16 protein-coding genes and 1 riboswitch are annotated in these 15,107 nt (G+C 69.4%); of the genes, 4 read left to right on the forward strand and 12 right to left on the reverse strand.

Translation table 11 applies throughout. The features are described 5' to 3' along the window. The first annotated feature begins 227 nt into the window (after positions 1 to 227). Genes purS through purL form a run of 3 tightly spaced genes read left to right on the forward strand, consistent with a single transcriptional unit; the run spans position 228 to position 3,569 of the window. On the forward strand, positions 228 to 479 hold the full coding sequence (gene purS, locus ABC337_RS05940) for a phosphoribosylformylglycinamidine synthase subunit PurS (RefSeq protein WP_290256746.1): 252 nt from the start codon (positions 228 to 230) through the stop codon (positions 477 to 479). 1 nt (position 480) lies between these two features. After that, the gene (gene purQ, locus ABC337_RS05945) at positions 481 to 1,239 is read left to right on the forward strand and encodes a phosphoribosylformylglycinamidine synthase subunit PurQ (RefSeq protein ID WP_412884757.1); all 759 of its coding nucleotides are present in this window, start codon (positions 481 to 483) and stop codon (positions 1,237 to 1,239) included. Continuing rightward, positions 1,236 to 3,569 carry a phosphoribosylformylglycinamidine synthase subunit PurL gene (gene purL / locus ABC337_RS05950; RefSeq protein WP_412884756.1) on the forward strand — a complete coding sequence of 778 codons (2,334 nt, stop codon included), beginning with the start codon at positions 1,236 to 1,238 and terminating at the stop codon, positions 3,567 to 3,569. Before purQ ends, purL begins: the two co-directional genes overlap by 4 nt. 93 nt (positions 3,570 to 3,662) lie before the next feature. On the opposite strand, the gene ABC337_RS05955 is transcribed toward purL, so the two are convergent. Further along, a complete protein-coding gene (locus tag ABC337_RS05955; RefSeq protein ID WP_412884755.1) occupies positions 3,663 to 5,771 on the reverse strand; it encodes a transglycosylase domain-containing protein in 2,109 nt (702 codons plus the stop codon). After that, the gene (lgt, locus tag ABC337_RS05960) at positions 5,761 to 6,678 is read right to left on the reverse strand and encodes a prolipoprotein diacylglyceryl transferase (protein WP_412884754.1); all 918 of its coding nucleotides are present in this window, start codon (positions 6,676 to 6,678) and stop codon (positions 5,761 to 5,763) included. The genes ABC337_RS05955 and lgt overlap by 11 nt, the downstream gene beginning before the upstream one ends. 89 nt (positions 6,679 to 6,767) lie before the next feature. Here lgt and ABC337_RS05965 point away from each other — a divergent pair, with 89 nt between their 5' ends. Next, positions 6,768 to 7,295, forward strand: coding sequence for a MarR family winged helix-turn-helix transcriptional regulator (locus ABC337_RS05965; protein WP_412884753.1), 528 nt, complete (start codon positions 6,768 to 6,770; stop codon positions 7,293 to 7,295). A gap of 14 nt (positions 7,296 to 7,309) precedes the next feature. Here the strand turns inward: ABC337_RS05965 and ABC337_RS05970 are convergent, their stop codons facing one another. The 10 genes from ABC337_RS05970 to ABC337_RS06015 form a co-directional block, all read right to left on the reverse strand. Next, positions 7,310 to 7,603: a DUF503 domain-containing protein gene (locus ABC337_RS05970; RefSeq protein ID WP_412884752.1), complete on the reverse strand. Its 294-nt coding sequence runs from the start codon at positions 7,601 to 7,603 to the stop codon at positions 7,310 to 7,312. A 21-nt stretch (positions 7,604 to 7,624) separates the two neighbouring features. Next, the gene (locus ABC337_RS05975; RefSeq protein WP_290256753.1) at positions 7,625 to 7,942 is read right to left on the reverse strand and encodes a putative quinol monooxygenase; all 318 of its coding nucleotides are present in this window, start codon (positions 7,940 to 7,942) and stop codon (positions 7,625 to 7,627) included. A gap of 31 nt (positions 7,943 to 7,973) precedes the next feature. Continuing rightward, on the reverse strand, positions 7,974 to 8,597 hold the full coding sequence (locus tag ABC337_RS05980; RefSeq protein WP_412884751.1) for a tetratricopeptide repeat protein: 624 nt from the start codon (positions 8,595 to 8,597) through the stop codon (positions 7,974 to 7,976). Beyond that, positions 8,591 to 9,160, reverse strand: coding sequence for a DUF1990 domain-containing protein (locus tag ABC337_RS05985; RefSeq protein ID WP_412884750.1), 570 nt, complete (start codon positions 9,158 to 9,160; stop codon positions 8,591 to 8,593). Before ABC337_RS05985 ends, ABC337_RS05980 begins: the two co-directional genes overlap by 7 nt. Then, on the reverse strand, positions 9,157 to 9,594 hold the full coding sequence (locus tag ABC337_RS05990; protein WP_400159688.1) for an MmcQ/YjbR family DNA-binding protein: 438 nt from the start codon (positions 9,592 to 9,594) through the stop codon (positions 9,157 to 9,159). The genes ABC337_RS05985 and ABC337_RS05990 overlap by 4 nt, the downstream gene beginning before the upstream one ends. A gap of 113 nt (positions 9,595 to 9,707) precedes the next feature. Further along, positions 9,708 to 10,955, reverse strand: coding sequence for an acyl-CoA dehydrogenase family protein (locus ABC337_RS05995; RefSeq protein ID WP_412884749.1), 1,248 nt, complete (start codon positions 10,953 to 10,955; stop codon positions 9,708 to 9,710). 24 nt (positions 10,956 to 10,979) lie between these two features. Next, positions 10,980 to 11,852 carry a MetQ/NlpA family ABC transporter substrate-binding protein gene (locus ABC337_RS06000; protein ID WP_364136384.1) on the reverse strand — a complete coding sequence of 291 codons (873 nt, stop codon included), beginning with the start codon at positions 11,850 to 11,852 and terminating at the stop codon, positions 10,980 to 10,982. A 27-nt stretch (positions 11,853 to 11,879) separates the two neighbouring features. Continuing rightward, positions 11,880 to 13,316, reverse strand: a complete 1,437-nt coding sequence (locus ABC337_RS06005; RefSeq protein WP_412884748.1) for an NtaA/DmoA family FMN-dependent monooxygenase — start codon at positions 13,314 to 13,316, stop codon at positions 11,880 to 11,882. A 36-nt stretch (positions 13,317 to 13,352) separates the two neighbouring features. Further along, a complete protein-coding gene (locus ABC337_RS06010) occupies positions 13,353 to 14,018 on the reverse strand; it encodes a methionine ABC transporter permease (RefSeq protein ID WP_412884747.1) in 666 nt (221 codons plus the stop codon). Then, complete coding sequence (locus ABC337_RS06015; RefSeq protein ID WP_412884746.1) at positions 14,011 to 14,823, reverse strand: methionine ABC transporter ATP-binding protein; 813 nt, start codon at positions 14,821 to 14,823, stop codon at positions 14,011 to 14,013. Before ABC337_RS06015 ends, ABC337_RS06010 begins: the two co-directional genes overlap by 8 nt. Before the next feature lie 139 nt (positions 14,824 to 14,962). Next, positions 14,963 to 15,052, reverse strand: a riboswitch (SAM riboswitch). Between the last annotated feature and the right edge of the window lie 55 nt (positions 15,053 to 15,107).

Consider the following 15,107-nt stretch of genomic DNA (forward strand, 5'->3'; position numbering starts at 1 on the left):
GGGGACGCCCCACGGCGTCCCCGGACATCCGCGCGCACGGGGCCAACCAGGCTCCATCGGTCACGAATACGCCCGGCGGAGCGGGCCCGGTAGAATAGGCGTGCAAGCTCGCGGAGCGCCCGAACCACGCCGTCCTGGAACATTCCTGTTTCATCACAGCGGGACCGGCGTGAGACGGCACCACTCCGCTGCGCCCTTACCCAACGCTCACGCACAGGAGTTGCCGGATGCCCCGGATCGTTGTCGACGTCATGCCCAAGCCCGAGATTCTGGACCCGCAGGGGAAGGCGATCGTCGGAGCGCTGCCCCGCCTCGGATTCACCGCCTTCAGCGGCGTCCGCCAGGGCAAGCGTTTCGAACTCACCGTCGACGGCGAGGTGACCGAGGAAATCCTGGCCCAGGCCCGGAACGCCGCGGAGACCCTGCTCTCCAACCCGGTGATCGAGGATGTCGTCAACGTCGAGGTCGTCGAGGCCTGACATGACTGAACAACCCCTGATCGGCGAAGCCGTCGCGATCGCTGCCGAGCCCCGGCTCGCTGGCGCAAAGATCGGCGTCGTCACCTTCCCCGGCACCCTCGATGACCGCGACGCCGCCCGCGCCGTCCGGCTGGCCGGCGCCACCCCGGTGGCCCTCTGGCACGCGGACACCACGCTGGCCGACGTCGACGCCGTCGTGATCCCCGGCGGTTTCTCCTACGGCGACTACCTGCGCGCCGGCGCGATCGCCCGGTTCGCCCCGCTCATGTCGAAGATCATCGACGCCGCCAACTCCGAGGCCCGCCTGCCGGTCCTGGGCATCTGCAATGGCTTTCAGATCCTCACGGAGTCGCACCTATTGCCCGGCTCCATGATCAAGAACGACCACCTGAAGTTCCTCTGCCGCGACCAGGTCCTCCGCGTGGAGAACACCGCCACGGCGTGGACCGGCGACTACAGCGCCGGCCAGGAAATCACCGTTCCGCTGAAGAACCAGGACGGCCAGTACATCGCGGACGAGAAGACCCTCGACGCGCTGGAAGCCGAGAACCGCGTGGTGTTCCGCTACGTCGGCTGGAACCCCAACGGCTCCCGCCGCGACATCGCCGGCATCACCAACGAGGCGGGCAACGTGGTGGGCCTCATGCCGCACCCCGAGCACGCCATCGAAGCGGGCTTCGGTCCGGAGAACGGCTCCGGCACCGAGGGCCTGGGCTTCTTCACCTCAGTCCTGAACAAGATCGTGGGAGACAACAAATGACCGAGACCCCCGCCGTGGCCAAGCCCGCGGAGTCCGGCAAGAAGTTCAACATCGACACGGTGGAGAACGCGGCCAGGACCCCGGACACCGAGCTGCCCTGGGCCGAGCTGGGCCTGAAGCAGAACGAGTTCGACGAGGTCGTCAAGGTCCTGGGCCGCCGCCCCACCGGCGCCGAGCTGGCCATGTACTCCGTCATGTGGAGCGAGCACTGCTCCTACAAGTCCTCCAAGAACCACCTGCGCCAGTTCGGCGAGAAGGTCACCGAGGAGATGAAGAAGGACATGCTGGTGGGCATCGGCGAGAACGCCGGCGTCACCAACCTCGGCGACGGCTGGGCCGTGACCTTCAAGATCGAGTCGCACAACTCGCCCTCCTTCGTGGAGCCGTACCAGGGTGCCGCGACCGGCATCGGCGGGATCGTCCGCGACATCATCTCGATGGGCGCCCGCCCCGTGGCCGTCATGGACCCGCTCCGCTTCGGCGCGATCGACCACCCGGACACCGCCCGCGTCATGCACGGCGCCGTGGCCGGCATCGGCGGCTACGGCAACTCCCTGGGCCTGCCGAACATCGGCGGCGAAATGGTCTTCGACTCCGTCTACCAGGGCAACCCGCTGGTCAACGCCCTCGCCGTCGGCGTCATGCGGCACGAGGACATCCGCCTCGCCAACGCCTCCGGCAAGGGCAACAAGGTTGTCCTGTTCGGTGCCCGCACCGGTGGCGACGGAATCGGCGGCGCGTCCGTGCTGGCGTCCGAGTCCTTCGACGACACTAAGCCCTCCAAGCGTCCGGCCGTCCAGGTGGGCGACCCGTTCGCGGAGAAGGTCCTGATCGAGTGCTGCCTGGAGCTCTTCAAGGGCTCCCTGGTGGAAGGTATCCAGGACCTCGGCGCGGCCGGCATCTCCTGCGCCACCTCCGAACTGGCCTCCAACGGCGACGGCGGCATGCAGGTTGAGCTGACCTCCGTGCTGCTGCGCGACCCCACCCTGACCCCGGGCGAAATCCTGATGTCCGAGTCGCAGGAACGCATGATGGCCGTGGTTACCCCCGAGAACGTCGAGGCGTTCGAGGCCGTGATGGACAAGTGGGCCGTGGAGTACTCCTGGCTGGGCGAGGTGACCGACACCGGCCGCCTGATCATCACCTGGGACGGCGAAGTGATCGTCGACGTCGACCCGCGCACCGTCGCCCACGACGGCCCGGTCTACGACCGCCCCTACGCCCGCCCCGAGTGGCAGGACTCCGTCCAGGCGGACGCCTTCACCGGGTCCGTGCAGGACGCCGGCCGCCCGGGAGCCCCGTCCGAGCTCGCTGCGGCCGTCACCGAGCTGGTGGCCTCGCCGAACATGTGCAGCAAGGCCTGGATCACCAACCAGTACGACCGGTACGTCGGCGGCAACACCGCCATGGCGTTCCCGGACGACGCCGGCGTGGTCCGGGTGGACGAGGAGACCGGCCTGGGCGTGGCCCTGGCCACCGACGCCAACGGCCGCTACACCTACCTGGACCCGTACCAGGGCGCGCAGCTGGCCCTGGCCGAGGCGTACCGCAACGTGGCCACCTCCGGCGCCATCCCGATGGCCGTCAGCGACTGCCTGAACTTCGGTTCCCCCGAGGACCCGGACGTCATGTGGCAGCTCGCCGAAGCCATCCGCGGCCTCTCCGACGCCTGCATGGAGCTCGGCATCCCGGTCACCGGCGGCAACGTCTCGCTCTACAACCAGACCGGCACCACCCCCATCCACCCCTCCCCCGTGGTGGCGGTGCTGGGCAAGCTCGACGACGTCGCCCGCCGCACGCCGTCGGGCTGGCGTGAGGACGGCCAGGCGATCTACCTCCTCGGCACCACCGGTTCCGAACTGGACGGGTCCGAATGGGCCAACATGCGCGGCCACCTGGGCGGCCGGCCGCCGAAGGTTGACCTCGCCGCCGAGCGCGAGCTGGGCCAGATCCTGATCAACGCCTCCCGCGACGGCATGGTGGACTCCGCCCACGACGTCTCCGAGGGCGGCCTCGCCGCGGCCCTGGTGGAATCCTCGCTGCGCTACGGCGTCGGCGCCCGGATCTCGCTGCAGGACGTCATGGACCGCGACGGCGTGGACCTCTTCACCGCGCTGTTCTCCGAGTCGCAGGCGCGCGCCGTCGTGGCCGTGCCCCGCTCGGAGGAGATCCGCTTCAAGGACATGTGCACCGCCCGCGGCTTCGCGCACGTCCGGATCGGCGTCGTCGACGCCGAGGGCGGCACGCTGGAGATCAACGGCGTGGACACCCTGAGCCTGGACGCGCTCCGCGAGGCGCACGAGGGGACACTGCCGAAGTACTTCGGCTGACGCTCACCCACCGCCTGAACTGAACGGCCGCCCCTCCACTGGAGGGGCGGCCGTTCAGTTAAACGCTGCCTCCGGTCAGGCGGCGTCCGGCGCTCAGCGGGTCATCGACGCCGGGGGCGTGGCGAACTTTTCGCCGGGGTAGCGCTGGGCCGCGGCGTCCATCAGCCGGCCCCACTGGCCGCCGGCGATGTCCGCGCCGTCCACGCCCACGTAGTAGCGGCCGTTGATGGTGATGTCCTGGTTCACCCAGCGCGGCCCGATGCCCTGGTAGCTGCCGAACCAGGAGGCCGTGGCGATCCCGGAGGTGCCGCCCACGGTCCAGGTCATGGTGTTGCCGTCCGTGGTGCCGGTCTTGGCGAAGATGTCCGTGGCCTTGGAAACCGGGATGTTGTAGCCGGAGCCCCGGGTCAGCACGTTCTTCAGCGCGTAGGTCACCCCGGCCGCGACGTCAGGATCGATGGCCTGCTGGCAGTGCGCGTCCGGGACCGGGTAGGCCTTGCCGTGCGGGCCGGTCACCGATTCGAGGGCGATCGGGTCGCAGTGCTTGCCGCCGGCGGCGAACGTGGCGTAGGCGTCGGCCATGGTCAGCGGGGCGACGTCCTGGGTGCCGATCAGGCTGGCGATGCTGGAAACGTCGTAGGGCTTGTTGGTGTGTCCGTCGGCGACGCCGGCCGCCGTCGCCATTTTCTGGATGTTGCAGAAGTCCAGCTGCGCGGCGGACTGGAAGGTGATGGTGTTGATCGACTGGTAGAGGCCCTGGAGGACGCTCATCCTGACGTAGTGGTTCGCGTCGTCGTTGGGCAGGAGCTGCGTCCCTGCCGCCGGGTCATAGGATCCGGTGGTGCGGCCGCAGGAGTTCTGCCAGGGGTAGCCGGGCCGGTAGAGGCGCACCGCGCCGTCCAGGACAGTGCCCATGGACTTGCCGGCGCGCAGCCACTCGGCGAAGACGAACGGCTTCATGGTGGAGCCGATCTGGAAGCCGCCGGCGCCATCGAGGGGCTGGCCGTTGGCGTCCCGTTCGGGCAGCGCGAAGTTGCCGGTGTAGTTGCCCGGACCCGCCGTGGGGTTGTAGTTGGTGTTCTGCGCCATGGTCAGCACCTTGCCGGTGCCGGGCTGGACGCTGACCAGGGACGCCCCGCGCTGCAGCGGGTCGGTGGCGGACATGGAGGCGTTGACCTGGTCCTGGGCCACCTTTTGCAGCGCCGGGTCCAGGGTGGTGCGGATGGTCAGTCCGCCCAGGTAGAGCAGCTTCTTCCGGGCGTCCTCGTCGGGCCCGAAGGCCGGGTCGTTGAGGATCAGCCGCTGGACGTAGTCGCAGAAGTAGGGCGCGGAGACGGCACCGGCGCAGCCCTGGCTGGCCGGGTGGACGTTGAGGCCGATCGGTGCCTGCACCGCCGCGTCGTGGTCGGCCTGGCTGATCTTGCCCTGCTGGAGCATCTTGTCGAGGACCTCGTTGCGGCGGGACACCACGTGGTCCGGCTGGGTGAGCGGGTCGTAGTAGACCGGGCTGTTGACGACGCCGGCCAGCGCCGCCGCCTGCGGCAGGGTCAGTTGCGCGGCGCTGACGTTGAAGTATTCGTGGGCGGCGGCGTCGATCCCGTAGGCGCCGTTGCCGAAGTAGACCACGTTGAGGTAGCCCTGCAGAATCTGGTCCTTGGAGTAGGTCTTCTCCAGGGCGATCGCGAGCTTCATCTCCCGCAGCTTGTCCCCCACCGTCTTGGCGTAGCCGAGCTTGACGTCCTCGCTCTTCCCCTGCGCCACGAGGGATTCGATGATCATGTTGTTGACGTACTGCTGGGTGAGGGTGGACGCTCCTTGGCGGCCACCCTGCGCGGTGGCGACGAGGGCGCGCAGGATGCCGGTGGTGTCGATGCCGCCGTGCTGATAGAAACGGGCGTCCTCGATGGCGACGATGCCGTCCTTGATGAAGGGGGACATCTTGTCCAGGCTGACCGGCGCCCGGTTCTCCGCGTAGAAGGAGGCGATGATTGAACCGTCGTTGGCCAGGACGGTGGAGGTGGCCGGCGGGGCGTTGAGGTTCAAGTCATCGGGGAGCTTGTCGAACATGCCGATCGAGTCGCTGACCACCGCGCCCGCCATGGCGGTGGCGGGGATAAAGAGACCGGCCACCAGCACGCCGCACACGGTCCCGGCCGCGATGAAGGCCAGTACCGCGCGCCAGAGGGATCGCCTAGCGGGCATCGGGATGTTCCCGGGTCGCGGGGGCGTCGGCGGCGGGAGGCTCGTCCCCGCCGTCGGGCGCGGCGCCCGGGATCGCCACCGAACGCTTCCGGCGGAAGGTCAGCAGGAAGCCCGCCGCTCCGCCCAGGAAGATCAGCGCGGCCACCCAGGTGTTGACCCGGAGCCCCAGGATCAGGTTGGCGTAGTCCGAGCGCATCAGTTCGAAGGCGAAGCGGCCCGCCGTGTACCCGGCGACGTATAGGGCGAACACGCTGCCGGCACCGAGCTTGAACCGCCGGTCCAGAAAGAGGATGAGGAGAGCCACGGCGACGCACCAGAGCGACTCGTACAGGAAGGTCGGCTGGAAGTAGCCGAGGACCCCGGGGGCGCCGGAGGGATCGGTGACCGCGTTTCCGGCGGCGTCCATCTGGTGGATCTGCAGCTTCCACGGCAGGGTGGTGGGGTCGCCGTAGAGCTCGTTGTTGAACCAGTTGCCCCAGCGGCCGAGGGCCTGGGCAAAGAGCACGCCGGGCGCCACGGAATCGAGGAAGGCCACGAAGGACACCCCGGCCCGGCGGCAGCCGATCCAGGCGCCCACGCAGCCGAGCGCAATCGCTCCCCAGATGCCCAGGCCGCCGTCCCAGATGGCGAACGCATTCCAGGGGTTCCGGCCGGGCAGGAAATACAACTCCGGGTCCGTGATGACGTGGTAGATCCGGCCGCCGATGATCCCGGCCGGAACCGCCCAGACGCAGATGTCCAGGACCTGGCCGGGCAGGCCGCCGCGAGCGATCCAGCGGCGGGACCCCAGCCAGATGGCCGCCGCGATGCCGGCCAGGATGCAGAGGGCATAGAAGTGGATGGTCAGCGGTCCCACGTGGAAGGCGCTGACGGTCGGGGACGGGAAAAACGAATCTCCGGCGGTCATGGCGGTCCTGTCTAAGAAGTGCGCGGCACGGTAATTGGTTCTGCCACAGAACTATTCTAGGTCTGACTGTATCCGGCTAAACTGGGCGGATGATGAGGGCCGTGGAATCCGCACCGGAGGCAGCGGCCCGCCGGGACTCCGGCGCGTGGTCCCTGACCGGCGTGATCACCCGCCTGCGCAGGGTGCTGCGCTCCAGCGTGCGGCAGGAGTTTCCCTGGGAGGCGCTGCCGATGGCACAGGTGGAGGTCCTGCAGCGGCTGGCCGAGGAACCGGGAATCGGCGTGAGCGGGCTGGCTTCGCGGCAGCGGCTGGCCGTCAACACGGTGAGCAACCTGGTCCAGCAGATGGTGGTGTCGGGGCTGGTGGAGCGGCTGACCCGGCCGGGCGACCGGCGTTCGGTGACGCTGACCCTTACCGAGCGGGGCGCCGCGGTCCTCGCCGCCTGGCAGGACGCCAATGACCGCCGCCTGGGCGACGCCCTCCGGCGGCTGCCCGATTCCTCGCAACAGGCCATCGAGGATGCACTTCCGGCACTGGCCGCCCTGGCCGCCCTGCTGGAGGCGGACGACCAGGATCCCAACGGCGGCGGCCCGACGTCCCGGGACGCCGCGCCCTGAGCCGTGCGCCGGGCCTACTCGTCGCTGCGGAGTTCGCGCTGGCGGGCGCTGAGGAGTTCGACCTCCGGCCGGGCCGCGACGAAGCGTTCGACGGCGGCCAGCACCTCGATGAGGTGGGCGCGGTCCGCGGCGACCAGTCCGGCGCCCACCAGGGCCCTGCGGTACTGGTCCTGGTATCCGGCCTCCGTGACGGAGACGTCGAAGCGCCGCTTCAGCTCCGCCAGTAGCGGCCGGACCACGGACCGTTTTTCCTTCAGGCTGTGCACGTCGCCCAGCAGAAGGTCGAACTCAATCCAGCCGATCCACATGGCCCCAGCGTAGCGGCCGGGCTAGATGGTGAGCTCGCCCATCCGGTCCCAGCCGTCGCCGTCGATCTGGCGGCTGATGATCCGGGGCGTCTCCACCAGGGCCTGGGGCATGTCCTCCATGGCCTTCTTGAAGTGGGCGCTGTTGACGTGGTCTCCGGCGGCGTCGTCCTTGAAGGCCTCGACGAGGACGAACTCGTTCGGGTCCTCGACGCTGCGTGACCACTCGAACCAGAGGTTGCCGGCTTCCTTGCGGGTGGAGGAGGTGAAGTCCTCCACGAGGCCGAGCCAGCGCTCGGACCAGTCGGGCTTGACCTTGAATTTGACGACGATGAAGATCATGGACGGTCCCTTTCGGTACGGATACGGTCTTTCAGTATTTCAGTTGGGCCGGTCTGCAGGCGCCGATGGCGGCCCGGGCGAGCTCCTGCTGCCGGGGCGTGCCGACCCGTTCGGCCCACTGCTCGGCCAGCTGGAATTCGACCATAGCCTCGGTGCAGCGGCCCGCCTCATGCAGCGACCAGCCGAGGTTGTTGTGCAGTGCCACCAGCCACCCCCGGGTGCGTTCGTCGCCGGCGGTGGAGGCGTACTCGAGGGCGCTGCGGGTCCAGGTTTCGGCGTGGGCGGTGTCCGCGATGGCCAGCATGTGCAGCGCGTCCACGGCCAGGAAGTCCTCGCCAAGGTGGTCCGCGAGTTCCGCGGCCTGCTCGAAAAGGGGAACGGCCATCTCGGGGTGGCCGCCGGAGTTGAGCACCCGGCCGCGCTCGAGCAGGACCCGCACCGCCACGGTGGGTTCGTCGGCGTCGACCGCGTCCAGCAGTGCGTCAGCTTCCTCGTACCGGCCCTGCAGCCCGATCGCCCGGCCCAGCTGGGTGGCAAGTTCGGCGCGTTCATCGGCGTCGAACGCCGGGTCCTCCAGTGCCTCCCGGAAGCGGGCTTCGGAGAGCCCGGGATTGTCGAAGTTCGAGATCAGGTCCAGGTTCTGTTGGTTCAGCATCCACTCACTCCTGCTCGGTTCACGCCGGCGGCCAGTTCCTGTGCACTCCTAACGTACCGGGAAGTGACCAGCCGGCGCGCCCGGTCCGTGACGGGGCGGCCGGCGGCGTAGAACCAGGTGGACGGGACACCGAAGGCGGTGATGGTGATCAGCACCCGGCCGGCCTCATCCAGCGAGATCTCGAAGGACTCCTCGCCCCGGACCGGATGCCCGGGCAGGGTGCCGTAACCGAATCCGGCCGACTGCGGGCCGGCCCCGGGGCGGGGCGGGTGCACCCAGACCACCTCGCAGGGGGCGTCGACGCGGAACGGGCCGACGCCGAAGCCGCTGACCACCCGGACGCCGGGGGCGACGTCGGATTCGGCCCGGACCCGCAGCCCCGCGCCGCGGTGCAGCTGCCAGGTCATCAGGCCGTGCACCGCCCGGCGGTAGGCCGCCGCCCCGTCGCCGATGTGGGCCCGGGTGACGATGCCGTTGCCGTCCGCGGGAAGCCGGCCGCTCTCGGTGGCACCGACGCCGGAATAGGTCAGCTCGCCCGCGGCGATCCGCTCCCCGCCCCTCACGGCCGGTCCCCGATCCGGTCGTTGCCCCGGTCCCCACCCCGTGCCAGCCGGGACCAGCCCAGTTGCGCCTGCTGGGCCCGGCTCAGGGTGGCCACCACCAGGTCGTAGGAATCCTCCACCATGTCCCGGATCATGTCGTCCGGGAGCGCACCGTCCAAGCGGACGCCGTTCCAGTGCCGCTTGTTCAGGTGCCAGGCGCCGGTGATCTCGGGGTGCACCTGCCGGAGCTGTTCCGCGAGCGCCGGTTCGCATTTGAGGCTCACGCTGAAGTCCTCCGGGTCCATGGCGGACAGGGCGAAGACCTTCGCCTGGTGCCGGGCCCCGCCGGCAATGGCGGCGCGGACCTTGAACACGGCCGTCTCGGGCCCGAACGGGTAGTCCTCGAAGGCGCCGGGAAAGCCCAGGCAGATCTCTCGCAGTGCGTCCGCGTCCATGGTCCGAGCTTACGTCCGGGCACGGACATCGGGCAGCCCGAACCCGGGAGGCCAGGTCTCCGCGGTGAGGCCAAGTCTCCCCGGTGTGCTGAAGCGGCGCGGCTGGATGGACGCTACTCCCCCGCCGCCGGAGCCTTCGGCGCGTCGCCGATGCTGTGAAGCCCCTCCGGTGTGGTGCCGTTGACCTCGTAGTCGCCCAGGATCCGGGCTTTGAAGACCGCCGGGTTGTGCGTGGCCACCGTGCGGGCGTTCCGCCAGTGCCGGTCCAGTGCCTTGGCCTTCGAGGTGGCGGAGGCGCCGGTGACGTCGAAGAGCTGCTGGGCTGCCGACTGCACCAGCTCGGGGACCAGCAGCTGCGCCTTCCCTACGGCCGCCTCTCCCCTGCTGTACCGCTCGGCGGGGGCGAGGTCCAGGCCCGGATCGGCGGCGGCGTCGAGCTCGCGGGCGGCGGCCAAGACGACGGACTCCGCGGCGAAGACCTTGGCGGAGAGCTGCCCCACGAGTTGCAGGATCAGCGGGTCGTGCCGGAACAGCTCACCCGAGCCGGTGTTGAAGGTGCGTTTCCGGTCCCGGACCAGTGCCTTCGCATCCGCCAGGGCCGCCCGCCCGATCCCGGCCAGCACCGCCAGCAGGACCAGCTGGAAGAAGGCCGGCTCGTGTGTGGTGGACACCGAGCGCTGAATGATGTGCTCCGCGGGCACGGCGACGTCGCGGAAGATTGTGGTGCCCGTCCCGGTGAGCTGCTGGCCGAACCCGTCCCAGTCGTCGAGAATCTCCACCCCGGGCGCCGTGGTGCTGACGACGGCGTATTGGCGGCCCTCCCGGCCCGCGGTACTGGCCGTGACGGCGATCCACCGGGCGAAGATGGTCCCGGTGGTGTAGAACTTCCGGCCGTTGAGCACCCAGTCCGGTCCGGACGGGGTCAGCGTGGTTCCGGTGGCGCCGAGGACGTTGCCGGACTGCTCGGTGGCCGCATTGCCGAAGATTTCGCCGGCCACCACCCGCGGGTACCAGCGGTCCTGGAAGCCGGGGCCCTCCAGGCCCACGGTCTCCACGAACGCGAAGTGCGAGCGGTACAGGTGCGCCACCGAGGAGTCGGCCTCGGCCAGTTCCACCAGCAGCCGGAAGAACGGCTCGAAGCCGATCCCGTCCCCTCCGTGCTCCACGGGGACCCGCAGCCGGCCGAACCCTGCCTCGTTGAGCCAGCGGACCTGCTCGAAGGGCAGGACGCGGTCCCGCTCCCGGTCCAGGGCGCCCTCGGCGATCCGGGCGAAGACCGGGCGGAACCGCCCGGCCAGGGCCTGGTAGCCGTGCTCCTTGGTGGCGCCCGCCGTCGTCGTTGTTTCTGTTGAGGTGCTCATGGCGTCTCCTGTTCCCCGGGCCGGCTAGAGTTTCGCCGCGTCGGCGGCCGGGTCCTGGTCCCACGGCGTGGGCAGGATTCCGTTCTGGTAGCCGGCGAACCAGGCCTTGACCTCGGGCGACTGGTAGGCCTCCTTCAGCGCGGCCGCCTTCTCGGTGCCGGCGAACTCGGGCCGCCCGGCAACGACGATCCGGAAGGGGACCTGGTTGGCGTCGGGCTCGAAGGCCAGCGCGTCGGCCCGGGTGTGCTTGGCGTCGGCCGCCATCCGGGCGATCAGGAAGCCGGCGTCGACGTCCGGGAGGGTCTTGGCCAGGGACTGCTGGTCCACCTCCACAAACTGCAGCTTCTTCGGGTTGGCGGTGATGTTCTTCTGCGAGGTGTGGATGACGGTGGCGTCGGAGAGCTCCAGCAGCCCGGCGTCGCGGAGCATGAACAGGGCGCGGCCGTTGTTGGCCGGGTCCACGGGGATGCCGATCTTGGCCCCGTCGGGGAGCTCGCTGAGGGACTTATACTTGTCCGACCAGATCCCGCCGGGCGCGCTGTAGACGTAGAACAGGCCGACGTTGGAGAGGCCCTTGTCCTGGTTGAACTGCTTCAGGTAGGCATTGTGCTGGAAGAAGTTGGCGTCGAATTCACCGTTCGCCACCGCCAGGTTGGGCTGGATGATGTCCGTGACGTAGGTGGGCTCCAGCGTCCAGCCCTTGGCCTCGAGGAGCTTCTTGGCGATCTTCGTTGGCTCCTGGTACGGCGCGGACTCGGTGACGATGATCTTGATGGTCTTCCCGCCCGAGGCGGCGTTGGCGCCGCCGGGGTTGACCAGGCCGCAGCCGGTGAGGGCCGTGGCAGACGCGGCGCCGGCTCCGGCGAGGGCGAACTTGAGGAAATTTCTGCGGTGCATGGCGAGTGTCCTTTGTCGAGAGGGGGATTAGACGCCGACGGCGGCGGGAGTGTTTTCGGCGGCCGCGGAGAACGCGGTGAAGGCACCGCGGAATGCGGCGGCGGGGTGCCGGCCGTTGAGTCGGGGGCCGTCACCGAAGAGCTTTTCGCGCAGGGTTCCCGGCGCATAGTCGGTCTGGGCAAGGCCGCGGTCCCGCAGTTCGGGCAGCACCCCGGTGATGAAGTCGGTGTAGGACCCCGGGATGGTCTGGTTGATGATGTTGATCCCGTCGATGCCGGCGTCCTGCCATTCTTCGAGCCGGTCAGCGATCTGTTCGGGCGTGCCCACCACCCGGTTGGCCCGGCTGCGGTACAGCGCGATGTCGCGGAGCGTCGGGTTGCCACCGCGGGTGGAGGCCCGGATGGCCTCCAGGTGTCCCTGGCTGCCCTCGGTCTGGATGTCACCCAAGGGGGTGTCCAGCGGCAAGCCGCCCAGGTCGACGCCGAATCCGCCGCCGACGTGGGCCAGCAGGGCCTCGATGTCCAGGCTGTCCTCCAGCTCGGCCGCCTTCCGGGCCGCCTCGGCCTCGGTGCCGCCCACCACGAAGTGCATGCCCTGGAGGAACTTCACGTCCTCGGCACGACGGCCGGCAGCCACCGCCTGCCCGCGAACGGCGGCCGTGTAGGCGGCCGCGATCGCGGTGCTGGGCGCCAGGGTGAAGGTCGCCTCCGCGTTGGCGGCGCAGAACTGCTGGCCGCGGCCGGAGCTGCCGGCCTGGAAGAGCACCGGGGTGCGCTGCGGCGACGGCGCCACGAGGTGCGGCCCGTCGATGGAGTAGCGGGGCCCGCTGTGGTAGATCTTGCTGACCTTTTCGGGGTCCGCGTGGAGGCCGCCCTCCTTGTCCCGGACCAGGGCGTCGTCCGCCCAGGAGCCCTCCCACAGCTTGTAGGCCGCCTCGACGTATTCGTCCGCCCAGTCGTAGCGCTCGTCATGTTTGGTCAGCTCGGTGGCGTTGAAGTTCCGGTGCGAGTTTTCCAGCACGCTGGTGACGATGTTCCAGCCCACCCGGCCGTTGCTGATGTGGTCCAGGGTGGACATCTGCCGGGCGAACTGGAAGGGGTGGCTCTGGATCACGGAGGAGGTGGCGGCCAGGCCGATCTCCCGGGTGGCGGCGGCCAGGGCCGAGAGCAGGATCAGCGGGTCGTTGGAGGGAACCTGCAGGCCCTTCCTCAGGTGGGAGGCCCAGCCGCCGTCGTAGTCGCCGTAGAGGCCCACGACGTCGGCGAAGAAGATCGCGTCGAATTTCGCGTCCTCCAGCTGCCGGGCCAGGTCGGTCCAGAGCTGCAGTTCGTTGAAGCGGTGCTGCTGGGCCTCGGGGCGGCGCCATTGGCCGCCCATGATGTGGCTGGTGGTGTTCATGACGAACGCGCTGAGGAGCAGGCGGGGGCGGGGTCCGTCGAAGCGGGGGCTGGCTGGTGAAGTCATGGTTCTGCTTTCCGAAGTGGGGTGCCGGGGCCGCGGTCAGAGGCGCTTGTCGAGGCGGCGGGCCAGGCGGGAGCCGCCGAACTGGACGAGGGTGACCAGCAGGATCATCAGGATGATCGCGGTGATCATCAGCGGGGTTTCGTAGCGGTAGTAGCCGTAGCGGATGGCGAAGTCGCCGATCCCGCCGCCACCCACCAAGCCCGCCATCGCCGAGTAGGAGATGAAGCTGACGGTCATGATGGTGATGGAGCTGACCAGTCCCGGCCGGGCCTCCACCAGCAGCACGTCCCGGACGATCTGTGACCGGCTGGCTCCCATCGAACGGGCGGCCTCCACCACCCCGCTGCCGAGCTGGCTGAGGTTCTGCTCCACGAAGCGGGCGAAGTACGGGATGGCGTTGATGGTCAGCGGGACGATCACCGCGGCCGTGCCGATGGTGGTGCCCACGATGAAGCGGGTCACCGGGATGATGGCGATCAGCAGGATCAGGAACGGGAAGGATCGGACCAGGTTGACCAGGCCGTCCAGGACCCGGTGGAGCCGGGGCCGGTGCCGCAGTCCGCCGGGGCCGATCGTGTAGAGCCAGACGCCCAGCGGCGTGCCGATCAGGACGGCCAGCGGGATCGCGACCAGCAGCATGGCCAGGGTCTGGCCCATGGCGGCGCCGATTTCGGGCAGGACCGAGAAGATGCGCTCAAGCATGGATCAGGCCTTTCGGGGCGGGGCCGGCCGGTGCGGCTGCCCGGTGGGGCCGGTTCAGCTCGATGGCGTCGGAGACCAGGTACCGCCCGATCGAGGTGGCGGGGTGGAAGCCGGGGCGTTCGAGCTCGGCCAGGTCGAATTGCTCGACGATCCGGCCGTCCTCCATGACCGCGACGTTGTCCGCGATGGCCTTGATGACGTTCATTTCGTGCGTGACCACCACGATCGTGATGCCAAATTTGGCGTTGACGTCCGCGAGGTACTGCAGCACGGAGGCAGTGGTCCGGGGATCCACGGCCGACGTCGGTTCGTCGCAGAGCAGGACCTTCGGCTCCGTGGCCAGCGCCCGGGCGATGGCCACCCGCTGCTTCTGGCCGCCGGAGAGCTTCGCGGGATAGCTGGCGGCCTTGTCCGCGAGGTCCACGATGGCCAGCGCATCCGCCGCCCGGCGCCGGCGTTCGGTCCGCCCCACCCCGGCGAACTTCAGTGAGAGCTCCACGTTCTCCTGCGCGGTGAGGTTATTGAGCAGGTTGAAGTGCTGGAAGATCATGCCGATTCCGTGCCGGCTGCTGCGCAGGTCCGGCTCGCTCAGGGCGGTCAGGTCCACGCCGTCGACCAGGACCCGGCCCGAGGTGGGGCGTTCGAGCAGGTTGATGTTACGCAGCAGCGTGGATTTGCCGGCGCCGGAGAACCCGATGATGCCCTGGATCCGGCCGCGCTCCACGGTGAGGGTGACGTCGTCGACGGCGGTGAACCGGCCGTCCTTCGATGGGAACGAGGTGCTGACGTTCTGGATCTCGATCACAGCGGACCGCCCGCGATCCGGGCCGGCGCTGCCGTCGTTGTGGTGTTCATGATTCCTCCGGGGCTCGCCCGAGGAAAGCCTCATCCCCCGGCGCCGGGGCAGCACAAAGCGCGGCCTCTCGGGTCCGTGGAACAGTGGTTCTCCATCGGTCCTGGCGGTAGCACCGTCCTCATCGAGGGGGTTGCTGCGGCGTCACGGAGCCAGGTCTCTCAGCCGCTCGGGATGGTTACCCCACGAATCTGGCACACGCCCGGCCGAGGTGAAAGCGGCGCGTCACACGCCGT

Source organism: Arthrobacter phoenicis (genome assembly GCF_047238215.1).
Lineage (GTDB): Bacteria > Actinomycetota > Actinomycetes > Actinomycetales > Micrococcaceae > Arthrobacter.